Source organism: Bradyrhizobium sp. STM 3843 (assembly GCF_000239815.1).
Classification (GTDB): domain Bacteria; phylum Pseudomonadota; class Alphaproteobacteria; order Rhizobiales; family Xanthobacteraceae; genus Bradyrhizobium.
The window spans coordinates 21,820-41,870 of record NZ_CAFK01000292.1; the positions used below are offsets into that span (position 1 = coordinate 21,820).

At 63.8% G+C, this 20,051-nt stretch carries 16 protein-coding genes and 1 pseudogene; 1 reads left to right on the forward strand and 16 read right to left on the reverse strand.

The annotated features are described in order from the left end of the window. Positions 1-19: 19 nt before the first annotated feature. From BRAS3843_RS29440 to BRAS3843_RS29480, 9 genes are all read right to left on the reverse strand, one after another. Complete coding sequence (locus tag BRAS3843_RS29440; RefSeq protein ID WP_083841459.1) at positions 20-1,243, reverse strand: YbfB/YjiJ family MFS transporter; 1,224 nt, start codon at positions 1,241-1,243, stop codon at positions 20-22. Positions 1,244-1,349: 106 nt separating this feature from the next. Further along, a complete protein-coding gene (locus BRAS3843_RS29445) occupies positions 1,350-2,651 on the reverse strand; it encodes a sorbosone dehydrogenase family protein (RefSeq protein ID WP_008972799.1) in 1,302 nt (433 codons plus the stop codon). A gap of 164 nt (positions 2,652-2,815) precedes the next feature. Continuing rightward, a complete protein-coding gene (locus tag BRAS3843_RS29450; RefSeq protein ID WP_008972800.1) occupies positions 2,816-3,361 on the reverse strand; it encodes an isoprenylcysteine carboxylmethyltransferase family protein in 546 nt (181 codons plus the stop codon). A 61-nt stretch (positions 3,362-3,422) separates the two neighbouring features. Further along, entirely contained in the window at positions 3,423-3,845 is a 423-nt protein-coding gene (locus tag BRAS3843_RS29455; protein WP_008972801.1) for an ester cyclase, read from the reverse strand. A gap of 355 nt (positions 3,846-4,200) precedes the next feature. Then, complete coding sequence (locus BRAS3843_RS29460) at positions 4,201-6,525, reverse strand: PAS domain-containing sensor histidine kinase (protein WP_008972802.1); 2,325 nt, start codon at positions 6,523-6,525, stop codon at positions 4,201-4,203. Positions 6,526-6,733: 208 nt separating this feature from the next. Continuing rightward, the gene (locus tag BRAS3843_RS29465) at positions 6,734-8,122 is read right to left on the reverse strand and encodes a cation diffusion facilitator family transporter (RefSeq protein WP_008972803.1); all 1,389 of its coding nucleotides are present in this window, start codon (positions 8,120-8,122) and stop codon (positions 6,734-6,736) included. 111 nt (positions 8,123-8,233) lie between these two features. Continuing rightward, complete coding sequence (locus BRAS3843_RS29470; RefSeq protein WP_008972804.1) at positions 8,234-9,202, reverse strand: zinc-binding dehydrogenase; 969 nt, start codon at positions 9,200-9,202, stop codon at positions 8,234-8,236. Between the two features lie 132 nt (positions 9,203-9,334). Continuing rightward, the gene (locus tag BRAS3843_RS29475) at positions 9,335-9,751 is read right to left on the reverse strand and encodes a CBS domain-containing protein (protein WP_008972805.1); all 417 of its coding nucleotides are present in this window, start codon (positions 9,749-9,751) and stop codon (positions 9,335-9,337) included. A 279-nt stretch (positions 9,752-10,030) separates the two neighbouring features. Beyond that, a complete protein-coding gene (locus BRAS3843_RS29480; RefSeq protein ID WP_008972807.1) occupies positions 10,031-11,041 on the reverse strand; it encodes an NAD(P)-dependent alcohol dehydrogenase in 1,011 nt (336 codons plus the stop codon). 81 nt (positions 11,042-11,122) lie between these two features. On the opposite strand from BRAS3843_RS29480, the gene BRAS3843_RS29485 reads away from it, so the two are divergent. Next, complete coding sequence (locus BRAS3843_RS29485; RefSeq protein ID WP_035983200.1) at positions 11,123-11,470, forward strand: MerR family transcriptional regulator; 348 nt, start codon at positions 11,123-11,125, stop codon at positions 11,468-11,470. 176 nt (positions 11,471-11,646) lie between these two features. On the opposite strand, the gene oxlT (BRAS3843_RS29490) is transcribed toward BRAS3843_RS29485, so the two are convergent. The 7 genes and pseudogenes from oxlT (BRAS3843_RS29490) to oxc all read right to left on the reverse strand — a co-directional run. Continuing rightward, positions 11,647-12,975 (reverse strand): oxalate/formate MFS antiporter, encoded by a 1,329-nt coding sequence (gene oxlT, locus BRAS3843_RS29490; RefSeq protein WP_008972809.1) that lies wholly within the window; start codon positions 12,973-12,975, stop codon positions 11,647-11,649. 233 nt (positions 12,976-13,208) lie between these two features. After that, on the reverse strand, positions 13,209-14,519 hold the full coding sequence (oxlT, locus tag BRAS3843_RS29495) for an oxalate/formate MFS antiporter (RefSeq protein ID WP_008972810.1): 1,311 nt from the start codon (positions 14,517-14,519) through the stop codon (positions 13,209-13,211). A gap of 238 nt (positions 14,520-14,757) precedes the next feature. Continuing rightward, positions 14,758-14,895 (reverse strand): hypothetical protein, encoded by a 138-nt coding sequence (locus tag BRAS3843_RS41725; protein ID WP_175361163.1) that lies wholly within the window; start codon positions 14,893-14,895, stop codon positions 14,758-14,760. A 225-nt stretch (positions 14,896-15,120) separates the two neighbouring features. Then, positions 15,121-15,378: pseudogene (locus tag BRAS3843_RS29500) on the reverse strand (CoA transferase); the annotation flags it as partial. A 139-nt stretch (positions 15,379-15,517) separates the two neighbouring features. Continuing rightward, positions 15,518-17,026, reverse strand: coding sequence for a tetratricopeptide repeat protein (locus BRAS3843_RS29505; RefSeq protein ID WP_008972812.1), 1,509 nt, complete (start codon positions 17,024-17,026; stop codon positions 15,518-15,520). Positions 17,027-17,415: 389 nt separating this feature from the next. Continuing rightward, positions 17,416-18,693, reverse strand: coding sequence for a formyl-CoA transferase (gene frc / locus BRAS3843_RS29510; protein WP_008972813.1), 1,278 nt, complete (start codon positions 18,691-18,693; stop codon positions 17,416-17,418). 63 nt (positions 18,694-18,756) lie between these two features. Beyond that, on the reverse strand, positions 18,757-20,051 hold a 1,295-nt coding region (oxc, locus tag BRAS3843_RS29515; RefSeq protein ID WP_035983202.1), incomplete at its 5' end, for an oxalyl-CoA decarboxylase.

Genomic DNA, 20,051 nt, shown 5'->3' on the forward strand with positions numbered 1-20,051 from the left:
CGGGCCGCGCGGCCGCGCCTCAGGCGTGCCGACGCAGCAGGGGCACGATCAGATCGATCGCGAGCGCGGCGGTCACCGCGACGGCGCCGACGGCGAACAGCGCCGTGTAGTTCCCGCCCGTTCGCGCGAAGGCATAGGACAGCCCGTAGGCCCCGATGGCCTGAAACAGCGCGAAGCTCGTGGTCGCCTGTCCCCATGCAGCGCGCTGGTTGGCAGCGTTATGGGGGATGACCTCGTGGATGCGGCCGAGCACCAGCGGTACGATGCCTGGCGTGAAGGCGCCGACGATGACGCTGGAGACGATCAGTGCGGCCGGCGTCACCGTGAGCGCGGGCAATGCAATCGCTATGGCCTCGATCAGGAAGGCGGCGCGCAGCGTCGGGCCGAAGCCCGCGCGGTCGGCGACATGTCCCGTCAGCAGCGGTCCGATCATGGCGCCGATTCCGTACAGCACCCAATAGTCCGATCCGGCCGAGATGCCTTGTCCGAGCCCGCGCGCGACCAGATCGACCAGGAATACCATGTGCGGCACCAGCGCCACCGCGTTGAGGCCGTATTCCGCGCTCAGCAGCAACACCAATGACGACTGTTTGCGCGATCTGGATTGATGACCGGCAGGCGCTTGTGCGCCCCTTATATCGGACGGCCAGGCCCGCCAGCTCACGAGCGTCAACAGCGCCGAGAGCGCGCCGAGTGCGTACCAGGTCTGCATCAGTCCCTGCTGCAGGAGCAGCGGGACCAGCGTGCCGGATGCGGCAATGCCGAGGCCGACGCCAGCAAAGATCACCCCGCCGACGATGCCCCTCTTGTCAGGCGGAGTGTGCGGCAGGATGGTTGACGCCGCCAGCACCATGATGACGCCACCGGACAGTCCGGCCAGGACCCGCCAACCAAAAAACCAGGCGAATGATAGCGGCGACGCGCAGGCAATGCAGCAGAGCGAGGCCAGCACCATCATGGCGCGCAGGCTGAAGACCGCGCCGACGCGCGCGGCCAGCTGACGCGCAAGCACGGCACCGCCGAGATAGCCGGCGAGGTTGGCCGCGCCGAGATACACCGCATCCGATGGCGCAAACCAATGCGCCGCGATCAACGCCGGGATCAGCGGCGTGTAGGCGAAACGCGCCAGCCCGAGGCCGACCAGGGACGCGCAGAAGCCCGCCAGCGCCAAGGGCCACAGCGGTGCGCGGGCGCGGTGACGTGTTGTTGGCTCAGGATGACGGTTGAGACGGATGCTCGACATGGCATGGTGCTAGCCGTTCCGAGCATGCGCGAAAAATGGTTTGCTGTGATGAGAGCCATCGCTGGGCGCGATGGCGCGGCATGTCGGCGGAGACGCCTCGCTCGCCTCACGCCCCCGTCACGCGCCAGATGCAGTCGCCGACATCGTCGGCGACGAGCAGCGAGCGGTCGGGGCCGAGCGTGACGCCGACCGGCCGGCCATAGGAGGCGCGCTCGTCGGGCGCGAGGAAGCCCGACAGGATGTCGCGTGGCGGACCGGATGGGCGGCCGTTCTCGAACGGGATGAACACGACCTTGTAGCCACTGAGCTTGCTGCGGTTCCAGGAGCCGTGCTGGCCGATCACCATGCCGTCGGGAAAGCCGGGCAGGTGGCCGGCCGGCATCCAGCACAGACCGAGCGAGGCGGTGTGGCCGCCGAGCGCGTAGTCCGGCTGGATCGCCTTGGCCACCATGGCCGGATCCTGCGGTACGCGGTCATCCACCGTCTTGCCCCAGTAGCAATAGGGCCAGCCATAGAAGCCGCCCTCGCGCACCGAGGTCAGATAGTCGGGCGGCGTCTCGTCGCCGAGGCCGTCGCGCTCATTGACCACGGTCCAGAGCACGTTCGTGGTCGGCTCGAAGGCGAGGCCGACCGCGTTGCGCAGGCCTGAGGCGAAGATGTGGCTTTCGCCGCTGGCGACATCGAGCTCATAGATGCAGGCGCGGCCTTGCTCGACCTCGAAACCGAGCTCGGCGATATTGGTGAGCGAGCCGACTCCGCAATAGAGCTTCTTGCCGTCCGCGCTCGGCAGCAGGCTGCGCGTCCAGTGCCCGGCGGGCTTGAAGGTGGTGAGCCGCCGTCCTTGCGCGGTGATCTTGTCGGCCCCGGCCGCATAGGGAAACGCGACGATGCCATCGGTGTTGCCGACATAGAAGGTGTCGCCGATCAGCGCCATGCCGAACGGCTGGTTCAATCCTTCCATGAAGGTCGTTTGAACCTCCGCAACGCCATCGCCATTGTCGTCGCGCAGGCGGGTGATGCGGTTGGCGCTGATGCCGAGCGCAGCGGCGCGGCGCATCGTTGCCTGCATCGCGTACTGAAAGACGTTCCGGGGCGGCGTGGCGACCTGCGTCGCCTCGGCGACGAGGACGTCGCCGTTGGGCATCACGTTGATCCAGCGCGGGTGTTTCAGCCCGGTCGCGAAGGCATTGACCTTGAGCCCCGCTGCCGTCGTCGGGACGTGCCCGGCGCTCCAGCCCTGCGCGGTCGGCATCTTCAGGGTCGGGAGCGCGCCCTGCGGCTTGGCGGTGGGGATCTCCGGTTGCTGGCCCCAGGCCGGCTTCGGCGTGTCGCCCTGCAACCGCCGCCATTGCAGCGCCGCACCACCCACCAGCGCGACACTGCGCGCGAAGATGCTGGAAAAACTCATGGGGTTCCTCTGTCGATTTTCTGCGCTCTGGCGTCCCGGCCGATCAGGCGCCGCCGATTAGACGCATTGTCGATCTGCAAGTCTACCGGCCGAACGGGCCGCCAATCGCATAGCTCCGTCGCATGCCGAGGAGATGACGGCCGGCGCGCGGTGGCGCGGCAGCTTCAATACTCCGCGAAGGCCTCGCGCATCACCGTCTCCTCTTGGCGGATGCGCAAGGTGAGCGGTACGGCATAGACGATCAGGCCGACGATCAGCGTCGCGAAGGCGTGGAGCGTCAACGCATAACCGATCAGCTCGGGCAGGATATTGAGGAAATAATTGGGGTGACGCACGGCCCGGAACAGCGGATGCGTGACCAGTCGATGATCGCGCGCGATGAACAGTTTCACGGTCCAGAACCGCCCGAGCAGCCGCGACACCACGAACAGCATCACCGCGCCGAACAGGTAGATGGCGAAGCCTGCCGCGCTGATCGCGTCAAAGGCGGCTGCGCGGACAATGCCCTCGGCCGTTGCAGCGAGATAGAATGCAACGTGGGCGATGGCGAGCCAGCGCGACACCGGAGCGCCATATTCGGTGGCGCCTTCGGCACGCAGGCGCTTTTCGTTTCTGATGGAGACCGCGAGCATCGCGAAGCGATATGCAAAGGCGGCGACGATGAAGAGATAGATCACGCTGACAATCCGATGGTTTGGATGCGCAGCCATAATTGCTGATCCATCGGATCGTCAATTGTCATCTGCGATGCTCGCGCAACGAGCCGCTGCGTCACGCCATCGGGGGAGGGCTGGTCCAGCGCTCCTGCGCCAGCGGATCGCTCCAGGCCGAGCCGATCGGCTGCAGCGTGACCCACGTCTCGGCGAGCTTGCCATTCTCGACGCGGTAGCTCTGCAGGCCCGCCCGGGTGCAGATCTTTCCCTCGCCCTGATCGGTCCACTTCATCGTGAAGCGATACCAGGCCCGATTGCCATGGAGCGCATGATCATAGACGATGATCCGTATATCGGGCCTGGCCTGCCTCAGCTTGGCGAGCTCGGCTGCATAGGCCTCTCGGGTCACGGTTCGGTCGCCGGCTTCGTCATGCCTGATGTAGTGCGGGCAGACGCATGCGGAGACGAGGTCGAAGCGTCCTTCATGCCAGACCTGTTCCCATCGGTCGAACAGATCGCGGAGCGGTGTCGGCTCGGCCATCATTGGACCTCATCATGAACCGAGGCGCCAAGTATGGTGCGCGCCAGCTGCGCGTCAAAAGTGGCTTATCCGGCAGTCGCGTCAAGCTGCAAATATGTGCAAAGAGGCCTGCGTCGAAATGCGGAGTTCGTCCGCCGTTTCAACGCGAAGCGCGTTATCCAGATCTCCGAGATGGCAACGTCGTTGCATCAATCGCGGTCATCATCACCCGCGAAAGCGGGTGATCCAGTACGCCGAGACGTCTCTGCTAGTAACCGCTGTCTCTGGAATACTGGATCGCCCGGCCGAGCGGGGCGATGACGGTGGGGCGTGGGCGTATTGAATCGCAGATCAGACCAAGCTCGGTCCGCGCAGCTCACGCTGCAGCGAAAATCGCTGCAGCGGCCTTGTAGGCATCGCGCGGCAGGGTCACGCGCACCACCGTGCCGGATTCGAGCTTGGAGCGCAGCCGCATCGAGCCGCCGTGCAATTGCGTGAGCGAGCGCGCGATCGCAAGCCCCAGGCCCGAGCCGTGATAGGTCTTGGTCATCTGGCTCTCGACCTGCTCGAAGGGCCGCCCGAGCCGTGCCAGCGACTGCGGCGGAATGCCGATGCCGGTGTCGGCGATGACGAGCACGATTCTGTCGCCGAAGATGCGGCTGCGCATGGTGACGCGGCCGCCGTCCGGGGTGAACTTCACGGCGTTGGAGAGCAGGTTGACGACGATCTGCTTGGTGGCCCGACGATCGGCGATGATCGGAATGCTGCCCGCGATGTCGGCATCGAGGACCAGGCTCTTGTCCTGGGCGCGCCCGGAGACCACGCGCAGCGATTCCGCGAGCGTCTTGGAGAGATCGAGCGGCTCCATGTCGAGCTTCATGCGGCCGGCCTCGATCTTGGACATGTCGAGGATGTCGTTGATCACCTCGAGCAGATACTGACCCGAGGTCAGGATGTCGTGGCAATATTCCTGATACTTCTCCGAGCCGAGCGAGCCGAACATGCCGCTGCCCATGATCTCGGAGAAGCCGATGATGGCGTTGAGCGGCGTGCGCAGCTCGTGGCTCATATTGGCGAGGAATTTGGATTTGGTCTGGTTGGCTTCCTCGGCGCGGTTCTTCTCCTGGGCATATTTCTCGGCGAGGTCGGCCAGCTCGATGGCCTGCCGCTCCAGCACCGCCTGCGAGCGCTGCAAGTCGATGACCGTGGCGCGCAGCCGCAGATCATTGTCGACCAGTTTCTGCTCGTGCTCCTTGATGCGGGTGATGTCGGTGCCGACCGAGACATAGCCGCCGTCCTTGGTGCGGCGCTCGCTGATATGCAGCCAGCTGCCGTCGTCGAGCTGGGCCTCGAAGGTGCGAGCGCCGGGAAGGTGCGGGCCGCTGTCATGCAGCCGGGTGCGGACCTCCGGCATCTTGCCGACCTCGATCACCGTCTCATAGGAGGTGCCGGGAATGACCGCCGACTCCGGCAGCTTGTGCAGCCGTTGGAAATGGGAGTTGCAGAGCACGAGCCGGTTGCTCGCGTCCCACAGCACGAAGGCCTCGGGGATGGTCTCGATCGCGTCGCGCAGCCGCAGGTCGGCTTCGACGGTCTTCTCGGCGAGGCTCTTCTGCTCGGTGATGTCGACGGCGATGCCGATCAGGTGCAGGCCGGACTCGGTTGCGCCCTGGCCCAGCTCGCAGCGCACGCGCAGCCAGATCCAGTGGCCGTCGGTATGCCGCATGCGGAAGCTCTGGTCGATCTGGGCGATCTCGCCCGCGACCAGCTGGTCGGCGATCGCAAACAGATCGATGTCGTCGGAATTCACCAGCGCATTGACCTCGCCGAAGGTCAGGAGGTCGCTGCGATTGTTGAGGCCGAGCATCGCGAACATCGAGTTCGACCAGAAGATGCGGCCGCGCGACAGGTCCCAATCCCACAGCCCGCAGCGGCCGCGATTGAGCGCGGTGTCGATGCGGCCGCGCACCGCGTCGTTGATGAGATCGCCTTCGCGGGCGCGGGTGGACTGCCAATGGAAGGCGAAGCCGAGGATCAGGACGACGAAGCCGGTGGTGGCCGACAGCGTCACCGAGAGCGCGGCATCCGATCCCCAGATCGGCTCGAGCTTCTCCTGGATCACGACGACGCGGCCTGGCAGCGCCTTGATCAGCTGCGAGATCGCGAGCGCGCTGCGGCCGTTCGGCAGGATGATCTCGGTGACGGTGCCCTGCAGGCCCGGTGTGGCCAGCAGCTGTGCCGTCGAGATCAGGTCGAGGATGCGGTCGTTCTCGCCGAGGCTGGAATCGATCGGAACCCGCGCAAGAATACGGTGATCGGCGCCGGTGACGATGACATGGCGGCCGGCGGCGATACCCCAGGCCGGGATGAGATCCGGCAGCAAGGTCTGCAGACGCTCGATATTGCTGATGCGGTCGGGCCGCGTCGACAGATGGCCGATCCGGTCGGCCAACAGATCGGCGACGGCGGCGAGGTCCCGCTTGTTGGCTGTCCGCTTCTGCCGGCTCTGGTCGAGGACCTGCACGAAGGCGCCGAGGCAGATCGTGACCAGAAAGGCGATGATCAAGGTTGGGACGGCACGACGCAAGACCGGCTCAGCGGTCAACAGCCTCTGATAGGCTGGTTTCGCAATCGACTGCGCCAACCCTTTGATCGAGTCAGAAGATTGGACATACGCGTTCGCGGCATGCGCACGCGCCATGCTGAAGACCCCCGCAAAACTTCGATGAACACCTAAGTTTCGAAAGAGCCCCCAGCACTTCCGAATCAACCTGATTTGAATCCAGTTTTTGTGGCCTGTCGAGAGTCAACGATTTGGTTAAGGCGAATAAATCTTATCCAATGAGGAATCGCGGTGGCGAAAAGCCGGCTGAACGAGTCCGAAGCGGGAACGTCGTGTGACGTTCGCTTCAAGCATGTGGCGGTTCTGCGTGGCTGATGACACGTTTCACGCTGGGGAAGGCGCGACGCAGGCTGCGCTCGATGTGATCGACATTGTCGTGCACCTTGAGCACGCTCATCGACGGCGCCGCGCGGCAATGGAAGTTGACGATCTCGCCGGCCTCGGTGTTGCGCACGCGGACGTTATGGACGTCATAGACCTCGGTCTCCGCCGCGAAGCGCTGGAGCGCCGCGGCGATCTCGTTGACGCGGTCGGGGGCGGCATCGGCACCGAACGGCAGTTCGGGCTCCAGCGGCTCGATATGGGTATCGACCTCGACATCAGCGCCGAATTCGTCGCGAATGCTGACTTCGAGCCGATGCGCGATGTCATGAGCTGCCATCAGGCTCATATTGCCGTCGACCTCGAGATCAATGGCGACGATCAATTGCCCGCTGACATCGTGCACGGTCACGTGGTGGATGGCGAGGCCGGAGTTGCGCGCGATCACCATGATGCGTTCGCGCACGCTCTCATTGCTCAGCGCCACCGGCACGGTGGTGAAGGTGACGTCGGCGCCGCCGAGCCTGGCGTCGACGGCGGCCTGGGCCTTGCGCTTGATCTCGTCGATCCGATCGATCGGATAGGTGCGCGGCACCTTGACCGTTGCGTCGACGAAATGCGTGGCCCCGACCAGCCGGACCCGCAGCCGCTCGATCTCGACCACGCCCGCCACCGAGCGGATCGCGCCGCGCGCCTTGTCGGCAGCGCCTTCAGGGGCGCGATCGAGCAGTGTTTCTACGGTGGAGCGGGCGAGCCGGAAGCCGAGGACGGAGATCATCAACGCGACCGCGATCGCCGCGGCCGCGTCGCCCCACCAGAAGCCGAGCGCGGACAGCCCAAGGCCGATGATGACTGCGATCGAGCCGAGCACGTCGGATGCGAAGTGCAGCGCGTCCGCCGCCAGCGCCTGGCTATGCGTCTTGTGCGCGGCCTGGTGCAGCGCGCGTGCCCGCCAGAAGTTCACGGCGATGTCGACCAGCAGCACCAGGAACGGAATCGCCGAGATGATCGGAGCAGGCGCGGCCTCCCGCAGCCGGCTGTAGGATTCGACCAGCACGCCGCCGGCCAGCACGTAGAGCAGGGCGATGACGCCGAGCGCCGACAGGCTTTCCAGCTTGCCATGCCCGTAGTGATGCTCCTCATCGGCCGGGCGATCGGAGACGCGGACCACCATCCAGGTGATCACGGTGGCCACGACGTCCACCGCGCTGTGCAGGGCCTCCGAGATCAGGGCCAGGCTGCCGATGATGACGCCGACCACGAGCTTGGCAGTGGCCATGCTGGCGCTGGCGACAATCGAGATTGCCGCGACGCGGGTCTTGCCGTGGTCGGTATGGGCGAGGGCATCCGTCATGGGCGCGGATTTAGCAGCCCGTTTCCGGCGTTGAAAGCCGGGATCGCGCGGGAAGCCACTATTCCCCGCGCATTCCGTTTTTTACTGCGTCTAAATGTCAGAAGCGCGTTGTCACAGCGTCACGACGATCTTGCCGAGATGCTTGTTGGCTTCCATGTGCGCGAACGCCCGGCCGATGTCGTCGAAGGCGAAGACGCGATCGATCGGCAGCCGCAGCGTGCGCGATTCGACCGCGCTCCAGATATCGGTTTTGACCGCGTCGAAGATCTCGCGGATCTCCTCGATCGAGCGCGTGCGGAAGGTGACGCCGATATAGGTGATGCGTCGCGCCGCATGCAGATCGAAGTTGAAGTCGGCATGGGTTCCGCCGAGGCGGCCGACATTGACGATGCGGCCCTTGACCTTGGTTGCCGCGAGATTCTGGTTGGCCACTTGGCCGGAGACCTGGTCGATGATCAGGTCGGCGCCCGCGCCATCGGTTGCCTTCAGCACCTCGTCGACCCAGGCAGGATCTTTGGAGTCGATTGCAAGGTCGGCGCCGAATTCCTTGAGCCGGCTACGCCGCGCCGGATCGGTGGAGGAGCCGATCACGCGCGCAGCACCCTTGAGTTTGGCGATCTGCATCGCCATCAGGCCGACGCCGGAGCTCGCGCCTTGAACCAGCACGCTCTGGCCGGGCTGCAGCGCGCCATTGGTGACCACGGCGTTGTGCATGGTGGTCAGCGCGATCGGCAGGGTCGCGGCCTCGTCGAAATTCATGTTCGACGGCGCGTGCAACAACCGGCCGTGATCGGCGAGCGTATATTCGGCGAAGGCGGCCGCACCCGATCCCATCACCTTGTCGCCGATTTTGATGCCCCTGGCTTCAGGGCCGAGCTCGGCCACTTCGCCGGCCCATTCCATCCCGAGCACGGTGCCGACACCGCCGGCCGAACCATGGACATGGCCCTTGGTCATGCCGAGATCGGCGCGGTTGAGGCCGCAGGCCCGCACGCGGATGAGGACCTGCGTGCCTTTCGGCGTGGGCTTCGGAACGTCTGAAATCGCGGCGCCATTGGCGCCGTAGACATAGGCCTTCATTGAGCTTGTCCCTGTCAGGCGAGAGGAGCAGGGACTCTACTGCGGCAGCCTCCAATGCACACCGGCCAACACGGCATGGCGACTGCACCAGTCGTTCATCGGTGCAGCCTGCCCACGGCGGTCAGCGCTCGCTCACGCGGCGACGGCGGCGGCCTCGTCGAACGCCGCCGAGACGTCGCGCATGCTGATGACGCCGGCGAGCGCGAAGTCGTCGATCACGGGGAGATGCCGGATGTGATGCACGTTCATCAGATGGCGGACGTGATCGAGCGTATCGGTGGTGCTGCAGGAGATCAGCCGCTGCACCGAGATCAGCTGCGACACCTTCATGGTCACGCCAGCCGCGCCATGTTCGGCAACGGCGCGGACCACGTCGCGCTCGGTGAACATGCCGACCGCCGTATTGCCCTCGGTCCGCACCACGTCCTTGACGACGAGGGCGCTGATGTTGCTGGCGCGCATCAATTGCGCGGCCACGCCAACGGTCTCGTTCATCCGCACTGTAACCACGCGCGCTGTCTTGTTGCGCAGGATGTCTCCGACGTTCACGGCACCCTCCTTGGTTTATTGATATTGGACGGATCAAATCCTGGTATACAAAATGCCAATTGTCAATTGCTTTAGCAGGGAATTCACGACCGAGAAGCCTTTGAGATAACGTAAGTAATGCTGTCGGACTGTCTGGTACATTTGGAAGAATAGCAAAGGAGGCGAGTTACTGGCATGCCAGAACGGATGGTGAGCATTGGATTGATCGATCGAGCCTCGCTGCGGCGGCATGAATTGCCGCCGCACATCGGCCATGAGCCCTCAAGCCAGGGGCGCTCTCTACAGCTTCACGACGACCTTGCCGAAATGCGATCCGGCCCGGAGATCGGCATACGCGTCGGGGACGTCGTCGAAGCCATAGGTGCTGTCGACGATCGGGTGGATCGCGTGTTCCGCCAGGAAGCGATTCATCGCGGCGAAATGCTCGACCGATCCGACGGTGACACCGATGATGTCGGCATTCTCCCATTGAAGGCGCGCGAGATCAGGCTTCGGGCCGAACCCGGTCAAGACGCCGATCTGAACGATCTTGCCACCCGAAGCGACCGATCGGATGGATCGGTCATAGGTCGCGGGACCGCCGAGTTCGAGGATATGACTGGCGCCTTGGCCGTCCGTGGCTTTCATGACGGCAACATCCCAGTCGGTCGTGTCGCGGTAGTTGATGAGGATCGAGGCTCCCAGCGCCTTGGCGCGGTCGAGTTTCGCGTTCGAGGATGAGATGACAATGACGCGTGCGCCAAGCGCCACGGCGAACTGAAGGCCGAACAGCGCGACTCCCCCCGTCCCCTGAACCAGCAGCGTGTCGCCCTTGCTCAAGCCCCCGCGCGTGATGAGGCCGTGCCAGGCCGTCACGGCGGCACAGGGCAGGGTCGCCGCTTCCATCACACTGAGATGCTCCGGCACGGCAACCAGCGCGGTGGCCGGCAACACAACGTACTCTGTCAGGAGTCCGTCCAGCGTGCGGCCACCGTGCGCTGACGCAACATAGCCGGATTTGAATGGCCCCGAGATCCAGTCGCGAAAGAAGGAGGCCGCAACGCGGTCGCCGACATGCCATTGCGTGACGTCGGAGCCGACGGCATCGACGACCCCCGCGCCGTCAGAGAGCGGCACGCGGCCGTTGAGGCCGCCTTGTCCGGCCGCATCGAGGGTCAGGAGGTCGCGGTAGTTGAGACTTGCCGCCTCGACCCGGATGCGAACCTCGCCCTTGGCAGGTTCGGGCTTGGTGACGTCGGCACGCACAAGGCTGCCGACGCCGGCATCGCCGTGGAGATGATAGGCTTTCATCGTTGCTCCTTTGCAGGGGTCTTCACTTGCAGGAGCACAGTCTGTAAGGTCTGACAGCGCTGTTAGGGTCAAGAGGTTTCAGTGAAGATCGGTGAACTCTCCCGGAGGACGGGGGTCAGCGTTCGCATGCTGCGCTACTACGAAGAGGAGGGATTGCTTTCTCCGCAGCGAACCGATGCCGGCTACCGCGACTATGGTCCGGCGGAAGAAGAAGTCGTGCGCCGGATCAAGGTGCTCGGCTCGGCCGGGATGACACTTGAAACGATCCGGCAGTTGCTTCCGTGCGTGCAGAACACCCGGCCGGATTTTACGCCGTGCAACGAGCTGCGCAGGATACTCGCCCAGCAGGTCGGCCTGATCGATGACCGCATCGACATGCTCACCCAGAGCCGGACCATTCTGGCGCGCTTCCTGTCGAGTGTGAACTGATAGTCGTGGACTGATTGCCCTGGCGCCGACGCCAGGAATTGCGGTGACGGGACTGGAGTGCAGTGAGATCGAAGCTGCTCCAAGCTTTCAGCGTCCACCAAGAGAAGCGGTGCACACTAAAACACAAAAAAAGGGCGCGCCATGGCGCGCCCTTTTGGGTTCGAGCGACGAGCGTCTCAGGCCGTGCGCGCATCCTTCGCGGCCGGCTCGGTTGCGGTCGCCTCGTTGCCGAGAATGAAGCTCCGCCGCAACGGCTTGATCACGAACAGCGCCATCAGCGCTGCCGTCGCATTGAGGGCAACCGCGACGACGAAGACCGCCTGCCAGCCATAGCTGGCGGAGATGACGCTCGCCAGCGGCACCAGCAGGGATGCAGTCCCCTTCGCGGTGTAGAGCATGCCGTTGTTGGTGGTCGCGTATTTGACACCGAACGTATCGCCCGAGGTCGCCGGGAACAGGCTGTAGATCTCGCCGAACACGCCGAAATAGACGGCGGTGGCGAGCACGAACACGATCGGGACGTGACCGTAGGTCGAGAGCGTCAGCAGCATCAGGGCCGCGGTTCCGAACGCGATGAACATCGTGTTCTCGCGACCGATCGTGTCGGAGATGAAGCCGAACAGCGGCCGGCCGAAGCCGTCGAAGATGCGGTCGAGCGAGATCGCAAAGGTCAGCGCCGCCATTTCGAAGCCGGCCAGGCTCACCGGCGTGTTGGCGATCTTGAAGTCATGGGCGATCGGCGCGATCTGCGCCGCCGTCATGAGGCCGCCGGAGGCCACCATCACGAACACCAGATACATGATCCAGAAGATCGGGGCGCGCAGCACCTGAGGCGGGGTGTAGTCGATCTTGGTCTGCGGCAGGTTCAGCTGCTTCTTCCGTGCAGGCACCACGACCGACGGCGGGCGGAGGAAGATCGCCAGCACGAACACGATAACGCCCTGTCCGATGCCGAAGGTGAGGAAGGCGCTCTGGTAGCCGCTGGACGCGATCATGCTGGCGATCGGCACGACGGTGAGAGCGGCGCCGGCGCCGAAGCCGGCGGCGGTGGCGCCGGCGGCGAGGCCGCGGCGATCGGGAAACCATTTCAGCGCATTGCCGACGCAGGTGCCGTACACGGCTCCCGCGCCGATGCCGCCGACCACAGCGCCGGCGTAAAGCAGGGTCAGCGAGTCGGCATTGGCGTTGATGATCCAGGCGAGCGCGATCATGACGCCACCGAACATGATGACGATGCGCGGGCCATATTTATCGACGAACCACGCCTCGACCGGGACCAGCCAGGTTTCCGTGACCACGAAGATCGTGAATGCAAGTTGGATGGCCGCGCGACCCCAATGATATTTCGCATCGATGGGGTCGACGAACAGTGTCCAGCCATATTGCAGGTTCGCGATCATCGCCATGCAGACGATGCCCATCGCGAGCTGGAGCCATCGAGAGCCACTGTGTTGTACTTGCTGTGGTGCTTGGGCGGGCGGTGCCGCCCTTTCACTGGAAACCATGAGTCCTCCCATGACCGCGCTCTGTTGTGGTCGAAACCGGTGCAGGCGGGTTTGTCGTTCGCGCGTCGTTGTATACTGGTATAATATATTCCAGTGCGCAACATCGACTTCAGCTGCGGTGCAACACGAGCGCCGCAGCAGCCTACGGTAGTTTTTGCGTAAGTCAAAGAAAAGGCTCGGCAAATTGCCGAGCCTTTGATTGGTCACGTCGGGCTGCTTTATTATTGAGCGGTTCAGCCGGTCCGTCCGTATGTGCTGTCTATGGCGGATTTGGCAACGACCACCTTGCGCCAGGGCTTGAGCACCGCGATTGCAAGCAGGGACGCCAGGATGTTGGCGCCGGCGGCAATGACGAAAACGCGGTCCCAATGACCGGTCGACTGCTGCGCATAATTGGCGAGCGGGACCAGCAGGGCTGCCGTGCCCTTGGCGGTGTAAAGCAGGCCCGCATTGGTGGTGGCGAATTTGGCGCCGAACGTGTCGGTGCAGGTCGAGGGGAAGAGGGAGTAGATCTCGCCCCAGGCGAAGAATACCAGGCCCGAGAGAATGACGAACCAGACCGGATCGTGGCCGAACATATAGAGCGCCCAGATGCCGATGCCTTCCAGGCCGAAGGCGATGAACATGGTGTTCTCGCGTCCGATCTGGTCGGAGATCCAGCCGAAGAACGGCCGCGTCAAGCCGTTGAGCACCCGGTCGATGGTTGCCGCAAAGGTCACCGCCGTCATCGTCATGCCGATCAGGGTGACGGGGATGTTGTCGACCTGCCAATCGCCGGCGATCGGCTTGAGGTTTGCCGTCACCATCAGCCCGCCGGCGCCGACGATCACGAACATGAAATACATCAGCCAGAAGATCGGCTGATGCAGGACTTCGGTCGGATTGTAGTTGCGCCGGCTCTGCACCAGGTTCGCGTTCTGCGCGACGGCGGGGACCTGGCCTTCCTTCGGTGCAAACAGGAAGAAGGCGAGGATGACGATGATGAGGCCCTGGCCCAGCCCGAAATACAGGAATGTGGTCTGAAAACCGGAGTCGCGGATCATCGCCTGAATGGGGGCGACGGTGAGCGCGGATCCGGCGCCGAAGCCTGCCGCGGTGATGCCTGCGGCGAGGCCGCGCTTGTCGGGAAACCATTTCAGCGCGTTGCCGACGCAAGTGCCGTAGACGGCGCCGGCGCCGATGCCGGCGACGATCATGCCGAGATAGTAGCCGTTCAAGGTCGCGGCCTGGGCGTTGATGGCCCAGCCGGCGGCGCACAGGATGCCGCCCACGAGAACGACGACCCGGGGGCCGTATTTATCGACGAACCAGCCCTCGACCGGCACCAGCCAGGTCTCGAACAACACGAACAGCGTGAACGCCCATTGGATCGAGGCGCGATCCCAGCCGAAGGTCTTGGCGATGTCAGGGACGAAGAAGGTCCAGCCGTACTGATAGTTGGCGATCATCACCATGGCGGCGACGCCGACCGCGAGCTGCGTCCAGCGATAGGCTTCGCTTGCTCGCGCCGATGCGGGAGCCCCCGCGTGAACCACGTCTGTCATTCGTCCTCCCATAGCGCTTCTCGGTTGGCGCGTCTGGGGTATCCTCTTATGCCTCATCCCGAGGCATCAAGCGCCGACCCGGACACAGCGCCAATTTGCCGCACAGCCGTCAATCGCTCTTTGGTTGAGCCAGTCGTGCCGCGCTTAAGGGAGAACGAAAAAAATGGCCCCGGGGAAGCCCGGAGCCATCAGTCGGGAGGTTTGGGTGGTTGCCTTGGCCGCAACGGCGGCCGGGGCATCAAAGCCCGAAATAGGGGAGGTCGCCGTTGCGGACGGCGGCGCGGGCGCTCGCCATCAGGACGCGATCAAGGGTTGCGATCATGCGGCCGATCAGGCTCACGGGCTGAACAAGGGGGAGGGCGACGGTCTTGGCCATGGTCATGTCTCTCAATCAAGTTGCACTGTGTGACGCTGATTGAGCATAATCTACGTATACCAGATGCCAGATACAACGGATCTTATTGCATAGCACCATTATCTGTTTGCGGTGCAGCACATATGCCACGATTTGGATTTCCAATCGATTTTAGAGTTTTCGATACGAAAAAGCCGCCCAACGGGTGGCTTTGCGCAACTTTTGTTCGTGGTGGTCCCGGAGGCCTTACTCGGCCGCCTGCTTACGCGGCGGATCCAGCGCGCCGGAGTCGTGGATTTCGGCCACCTGGTGATCGCTGAAGCCGAGCACCTCGCGCAGGATCTCGTCGGTGTGCTCGCCGAGCAGCGGCGACCGCTTCACGTCGGCCGGGCTGTCCGACAGCTTGATCGGGTTTCCGACTGACAGGTACTTGCCGCGGGTGGGGTGGTCGACCTCGACCACGGTTCCGGTCGCGCGCAGCGACTGGTCCTCGGCCAGTTCCTTCGTTGCGCCAGATGTCCGGTTCAGCTTCTGAAGCGGCCTTCGCAACGGGGCAACTCGCAGGTCCGATATGGGCCGGCCAATAGGTGACATTCGAGATGGAATAGACCGTCAACGTCAGCAAGCAAACCGCATCTCCGGCTCATTGCTCCCCGACGCCTCCCTTTCTCAGCCCGTCGAGGATATCGTCGATCTCACGCCGAAACTGCGGGTTGGTCGAGATTGAGTATGTGAGATCACGGTACCATTGGATCGTGAAGTCTGGACGGAGCTTGTTCAATTCAGTCAAGCTCTGCTGTGCCTGCTCCAATTGCCCCGTGGCGCCATAAGCCGATGTCAAATCGACATAGGCATACCAGTACGAGTTATTCAGATTGACCGACCGCCTGCATTCCTCGATGGCTTCTCCATATTGATGCAGGTGCAAGTGGGCGTGGCAAAGCCAGAAGCGCCAAAGGAAAGCAAGAGGATCTCTGGGACTGAGACGGAGAGCCAACTGGAGCGGCGAGAAGGCTTCGCGCGCCCGCCCGGTGACGACAAGTGTAATTGTTTTGCCAGCGTAGACAGCTGGATTATTTGGATCAATTTCAAGCGCTGCATCGTATTCAGCCAATGCCTCCTCAGGATGTCCAAATAGAAGAATGGTTCCCTTGGTCAAATGAGCACTCGCGCTTGTCGAGCTTTTTGACAGAACTCTGTCGATGAGATCGATGGCTTGCTTTCTGTCTTCAACAACGGACGCAGACCATCGGTTGTTCACACCGGCCGCTAAACACCGCGCTTTGCCAATCATGGCCTCCACGTTATCCGGATCGAGGCGTAGTGCACGATCGAACAGGTCCTGTGCCTGGGCATTCTGGATTTTCGACTGCGGCTCGTAGAGCTTTGCCCAGCCACGCATCGTGAAGTCCACGGCATCTGGGTTCGTCGGCCGGTCCACTTCGCTGCGGCGGCTTTCGGCCTGGATCAGTTCAATGTTCAGCGAGCGGGCGAGCCGCGCCGTGATCTGGTCCTGCAAGGCGGCGAGGTTCGCGCGATCGCCGTCGAAACGATCGGACCAGACGTCCCGACCGCTCGCCACATCCGTAAGTGACACGTTGACCCGGACCTGATCCCCGTTACGCCGCACCGCGCCCTGGACTGCCCAGCGGATGCCAAGGTCCTTGCCAAGGGTCCTGAAGTCGATCTGCTTGTTCTTGAATGTAAAGGCCGTCCCGCGTCCGATAACGAACGCGCCGGGCATTTGCGCGAGGTCGGTCGTCAGATCGGTCGTAATGCCATCGGCGAAATAGTCCTGCTCCGGATCATTGTTGAGGTTTGCGAACGGGAGGACGACGAGTGACAAGCGGGGAGCGATATCGGGCCGGGCAGTCGCTTCCCTCTGAGTCTGGTGCTTGTCCGGAAACACGTCGGTGCGGAGCGTCTTCCATACAGTCCAGTAGCCGATGAGGCCACCTGCGATCGCGCCTATTGCGGCAATCGAAGCGAGCGCCCCGCTGATGAACTGCAATCGCGCTCGGAGGCGATCCTTGCGGTTGAGATTCGATGCCGATGCGTCCGTTGGCGCGTTATCAGTTGGCGTTTCATTCAGTGGGCCATTATCGGATGCCGGCTTGTCCGGTAGGTCGTTGGAGAATTCCGAGTTCGTCATCCTAGCCTCCCGGAGGGGCCGAACGCCCGGATGCTCAAGCCTAGCAGAGTTTTTGCGGCTTCACTTGGTCAACGTTGCTGACCAAGTTTTCACGCCTCTTGCAAATCGTTGCAGGACGGTGGTCGCTCTTACGACGTTGAATAAATTTCCGGTTAGGGTCACAACGATTGCGCCGCTTCCGCTCCATCCTCAAGACCGGATCAGCAAGCTCACGGGCCGCGACGTGATCTCTGTAGACTTGACCTCTGTAACGAGCTTACGCGGGAGAGATCGATCCTCCGAATAGCGGAATCAAAAAGCCGCCGGGATGCCGGCGGCTTTTTTTCGACGATAGCCGTATTCGGCGGCGATCTCGCCGCGACTGTCTTCTCTGACGCTACGCCGTCGCCTTACTCGGCGGCCTGCTTGCGCGGCGGATCCAGCGCGCCGGAGTCGTGGATTTCGGCCACCTGGTGGTCGCTGAAGCCGAGCACTTCGCGCAGGATCTCGTCGGTGTGCTCGCCGAGCAGCGGCGACCGCTTCACGTCGGCCGGGCTGTCCGAGAGCTTGATCGGGTTTCCGACGGAAAGGTACTTGCCGCGGGTGGGGTGGTCGACCTCGACCACGGTTCCGGTCGCGCGCAGCGACTGGTCTTCGGCCAGTTCCTTCATCGACAGGATCGGGCCGCAGGGGATGTCGAACTCGTTGAGGATCTCCATGGCCTCGAACTTGGTCTTGGTCATGGTCCACTGCTCGATCCGCCCGAAGATCTCGTTCAAGCGCGGCAGGCGGGCCGCCGGCTTGGCGTAGTTCGGGTCGGTCTTCCAGGTCGGCTCGCCGATCACGTCGCAGATCTTCTCCCAGACCGGGGCCTGGGTGATGAAATAGATGTAGGCGTTGGGGTCGGTCTCCCAGCCCTTGCACTTGAGGATGCGACCGGGCTGGCCGCCGCCGGAATCGTTGCCGGCGCGCGGCACGCTGTCGCCGAACGGCACGCCTTCGCCGAACTGGCTGTATTCCTTCAGGGGCCCGTGATCGAGGCGCTGCTGATCGCGCAGCTTGACGCGGCAGAGATTGAGCACGCCGTCCTGCATCGCGGCGGTGACGCGCTGGCCGCGGCCGGTCTGGGTGCGCTGGTAGAGCGCGGTGACGATGCCGAGCGCCAGATGCAGGCCGGTGCCGCTATCGCCGATCTGAGCGCCGGTCACCAGCGGCAGGCCGTCGCGGAAGCCGGTGGTGGAGGCCGCGCCACCGGTGCACTGGGCGACGTTCTCATAGACCTTGCAGTCTTCGTACGGGCCGGGGCCGAACCCCTTGATCGAGGCGACGATCATCTTTGGGTTGATGCTCTGGATCTTCTCCCAGGGGAAGCCCATGCGATCGAGCACGCCGGGGCCGAAATTCTCGACCAGCACGTCGCACTTCTTGATCAGCTCGGTCAGCACCTCCTTGCCCTTCGGGTTCTTGGTGTCGAGCGTGATCGAGCGCTTGTTGTGGTTGAGCATGGTGAAATACAGGCTGTCCACGTTCGGGAGGTCCTGCAGCTGTCCGCGGGTGATGTCGCCGACACCCGGACGCTCGACCTTGACGACGTCGGCGCCGAACCAGGCCAGCAACTGCGTGCAGGTCGGCCCCGACTGAACGTGGGTGAAATCGAGAATACGAACGCCCTCAAGCGCCTTGGTCATGTGTTTCTCTCCGTAACTGAATGGTCATCCCGCGCGAGCGGGCGTTGATGCCGGCGGGTTGCCTTACTTCTTCTTCAGAACGCTCTGCGGGTTGAGGTTGCCGATGCGGCCGCTTTCGGAGCCCGCGGCGGGATCGATCACCGCGTTGATCAGGGTCGGCTTGCCCGAATCCATCGCCGCGTTGACGGCGCGCTTCAGCTCATCGGGGCTCGTCGCGTTGACGCCGACGCCGCCGAAGGCTTCCATCATCTTGTCGTAGCGCGCGCCCTTGACGAACACGGTGGTCGCAGGATCGTCACCGCCCGCATTGACGTCGGTGCCGCGATAGATGCCGTCATTGTTGAAGATCACGACGCAGACCGGCAGGTTGTAGCGGCAGATGGTCTCGACCTCCATGCCGGAAAAGCCGAACGCGCTGTCGCCCTCGATCGCCAGCACCGGCTTGCCGGTCTCGACAGCGGCCGCGATTGCCGTGCCCATGCCGATGCCCATCACGCCCCAGGTGCCGACGTCGAGCCGCTTGCGCGGCTGGTACATGTCGATGACGCCGCGGGCGAGGTCGAGCGTATTGGCGCCTTCATTGACCAGGATCGCGTCGGGACGCTCCTTGATAATGGTGCGCAGCACGCCGAGCGCGCCGTGATAGTCCATCGGCGAGTTGTTGTTCATCAGCCGCGGCGCCATCTTGGCGACGTTGTCCTCGCGCTTCTTCTGCACCGCGCTGGTCCATTCGACCGGCGCCGCCGGCCAGTTCGCTCCCATCGCATCGACGAAGGCGGAGACGACCGAACCGATGTCGCCGACCACGGGCGCCGCGATCTCGACGTTGGAGTCCATCTCCTTCGGCTCGATATCGACCTGGATGAACTTCTTGGGCGCATCGCCCCAGGTCTTGCCCTTGCCATGCGACAGCAGCCAGTTGAGCCGGGCGCCGATCAGCATGACGACGTCGGAGTCCTTCAGCACGGTCGAGCGCGCAGCGCCCGCGCATTGCGGGTGCAGGTCAGGCAGGAGGCCCTTGGCCATGCTCATCGGCAGGAACGGCACGCCGCTCTTCTCGACGAAGGTCTTGATCGCCTCGTCCGCCTGCGCATAGGCGGCGCCTTTGCCGAGGATGATCAGCGGACGTTTTGCGCTCTTCAATACGTCGAGCGCGCGCTTGACCGCCGACGGGGCAGGGAGCTGCGCCGGCGCCGGATCGATCACCTTGACCAGCGAGGCCGCGCCGGCCTGCGCGTTCATCACCTGGCCGAACAGTTTTGCCGGCAGGTCGAGATAGACGCCGCCGGGACGGCCGGACACGGCGGCACGAATCGCCCGCGCGAGGCCGATACCGATGTCCTGGGCGTGCAGCACGC

Coding starts and splice junctions, on each gene's coding strand:
- BRAS3843_RS29440 (WP_083841459.1), bottom strand. CDS start 1,243: ATGTCGAGCATCCGTCTCAACCGTCATCCTGAGCCAACAACACGTCAC.
- BRAS3843_RS29445 (WP_008972799.1), bottom strand. CDS start 2,651: ATGAGTTTTTCCAGCATCTTCGCGCGCAGTGTCGCGCTGGTGGGTGGT.
- BRAS3843_RS29450 (WP_008972800.1), bottom strand. CDS start 3,361: ATGGCTGCGCATCCAAACCATCGGATTGTCAGCGTGATCTATCTCTTC.
- BRAS3843_RS29455 (WP_008972801.1), bottom strand. CDS start 3,845: ATGGCCGAGCCGACACCGCTCCGCGATCTGTTCGACCGATGGGAACAG.
- BRAS3843_RS29460 (WP_008972802.1), bottom strand. CDS start 6,525: ATGGCGCGTGCGCATGCCGCGAACGCGTATGTCCAATCTTCTGACTCG.
- BRAS3843_RS29465 (WP_008972803.1), bottom strand. CDS start 8,122: ATGACGGATGCCCTCGCCCATACCGACCACGGCAAGACCCGCGTCGCG.
- BRAS3843_RS29470 (WP_008972804.1), bottom strand. CDS start 9,202: ATGAAGGCCTATGTCTACGGCGCCAATGGCGCCGCGATTTCAGACGTT.
- BRAS3843_RS29480 (WP_008972807.1), bottom strand. CDS start 11,041: ATGAAAGCCTATCATCTCCACGGCGATGCCGGCGTCGGCAGCCTTGTG.
- oxlT (WP_008972809.1), bottom strand. CDS start 12,975: ATGGTTTCCAGTGAAAGGGCGGCACCGCCCGCCCAAGCACCACAGCAA.
- oxlT (WP_008972810.1), bottom strand. CDS start 14,519: ATGACAGACGTGGTTCACGCGGGGGCTCCCGCATCGGCGCGAGCAAGC.
- BRAS3843_RS41725 (WP_175361163.1), bottom strand. CDS start 14,895: ATGGCCAAGACCGTCGCCCTCCCCCTTGTTCAGCCCGTGAGCCTGATC.
- BRAS3843_RS29505 (WP_008972812.1), bottom strand. CDS start 17,026: ATGACGAACTCGGAATTCTCCAACGACCTACCGGACAAGCCGGCATCC.
- frc (WP_008972813.1), bottom strand. CDS start 18,693: ATGACCAAGGCGCTTGAGGGCGTTCGTATTCTCGATTTCACCCACGTT.